Source organism: Streptomyces sp. AK08-02 (assembly GCF_033795085.1).
Classification (GTDB): domain Bacteria; phylum Actinomycetota; class Actinomycetes; order Streptomycetales; family Streptomycetaceae; genus Streptomyces; species Streptomyces echiniscabiei.
On sequence record NZ_JARAZV010000043.1, the window covers coordinates 1 to 2,207 of the forward strand.

The following is a 2,207-nucleotide window of genomic DNA, read 5'->3' on the forward strand; positions in this document are numbered from 1 at the left end:
CGGCCGCCTACACGACGAGCTACGCCTATGACGCGGTGGGTAACCGCATCACGGTGACCGGGCCAACAGGCGCGACCGTCAGCACCGAGTACGACGCAGTGAACCGGCCCGCCAAGGTAACCGATCCACTGGGCAACGCGACCAGCTACGCCTACGACGCTGTCGACAACGTCACCAAGGTCACTGACGCCCTCGGCAAAAGCGTCTCGTCGGTCTACGACAAGAACAACCAGCTGAGCAGCACCACCGACCAACTAGCGAAGACGACCAGCTACGCCTACGACGCCGACGGCAACGTGCTCAGCCGGACCTCTTCGCTGGGCAACAAGGAGACCTGGACTTACGACGGCGACAGCCGCCAGGTCACCGCAGTCGATCCTCGCGGCAACGTCACGGGCGCCGACCCCGCCCAGTTCACCACCACCAACCGCTACGACGCGGCTGGCAACCCCTTGACCGTCACCGACCCGCTAGGCGGTGTAAGCACCACCGAGTACGACGCGGCGGGCAACATCACCAAGCGCATCGACGCCGACACGCGCGCCACCACCTACGGCTACAACAATCTCGACCAACTCACCACAGTCACCGCCGCCGACAGCGGGAAGACCACATACGAGTACGACGCGGCAGGCAACGTCACCAAGCGCACGGACGCAAACGGCCACCTCACCTCGTACGCCTATGACGCGGCCCGCCACCTGATCACGGTCACAGACCCCCTGAACCGGGCGACCTCCCTCGCCTACGATGCCGAGGGCAACCTGACCAAGAAGACCACCCCGCGCGGCTCCACCAACTACGCCTTCGACACCCGAGGCCAGCTCACCAAGGTCGACTACCCGGACACCACCCCCGACGTGTCGTACGTATACGACAGCGCCGGGCGCATGACGACCCGCGCCAACTCAAAGGTCTCCGAGGACTTCGTCTACGACGCGGTCGGCCACCTCACGAAGACCCGTGGCTTCTCCTACACCTACGACGCCGCCGGGCAGATGCTCACCCGCAAGTACTCCGACGGCAACACCATCGCCTACGCCTACGACAACGACGGCCGCACCTCGTCGATGACGGCCGACGGAGTCACCACCAACTACGTCTGGGACGCTTCGAGCAACCTGACCCGCTCCACGCTGCCCAATACCGAGACCGAGGACCGCGCCTACGATCGCACCGGCCGGCTGACCGCGGTCACCTCCGCCAAATCCGGGACCACTATCACCAAAACCGCCCTCACCCTATCCGCGGCCGGACTGCCCACCCACGTGGACGTCACCCGGGCCAGCGTGGGAACCGGCGGCTACGACCAGACGTACGACACCGCGGGTCGCCTGACATCCGGCTGCTACCCGCAGCCCTGGGTCACCGGCTGCGCGTCGACCCGTACCACCTCGTACACCTACGACAAGGTCGGCAACCGCCTGACCTCCACCCTTGGCACCACCGGCACGAGCTACGTCTACGACGCGGCCGACCAGTTGACGTCCACGACCAGCGGCACCACGACCACCGCCTACGACTACGACGGCGAAGGCAACCAGACGAAGGCGGGCGCCGACACCTACACCTACGACCTGGCCGGACAGATCTCCGCAGCCACGGTCGGAGGCAGTAACTACACCTACGACCACGACGCCACCGGCAACCAGGTCACCACCGCCAAGGACGGCACGGTCACCAACCGCACCCAGTGGGATCCCAACGCCGCGTTGCCCATCCAGGCCACCGACTACGACAGCGCCTGGGTGATCAAGCAGTCCAACCGCTACGACCCGTTGGGCCAGCCCACCGCCACCGAAACCGGTGCGGGCGCACTCTTCTACTATCACCACGACACCCAGGGCTCCCCGGTCGACGTCACCGGCAGCACCGGCACCCTCTACCAGCGCTGGGCCTACGACCCATTCGGCACGCGAGTGCTGGGCACGGTCACCACGGGCGCTCCCGCGAGCACCCCTTCGTACACAGGCGCTCGCTTTGAGTCCACGACCGGCAACCTCGACCTCCACGCCCGCCAGTACAACACCGCCATCGGCCGCTTCAACCGGCCCGACCCGGCAGCCCCTGACCCCAGCAACCCATACGTATCGGCGTACGCCTACGCCAACAACACACCCACTCTGTACACCGACCCGAGCGGCCGGACACCTGTACCGGGCGACAACGGCAACGGCAAGGTCGACAGCCTCGGCGAAGGTCTGAAG

1 protein-coding gene is annotated in these 2,207 nt (G+C 66.4%); it reads left to right on the forward strand.

Annotation, left to right across the window (positions count from 1 at the left end; translation table 11 throughout):
• Positions 1–2,207: RHS repeat-associated core domain-containing protein (locus PV734_RS45645; RefSeq protein WP_319295222.1), on the forward strand; the 2,207-nt coding region annotated here is incomplete at both ends.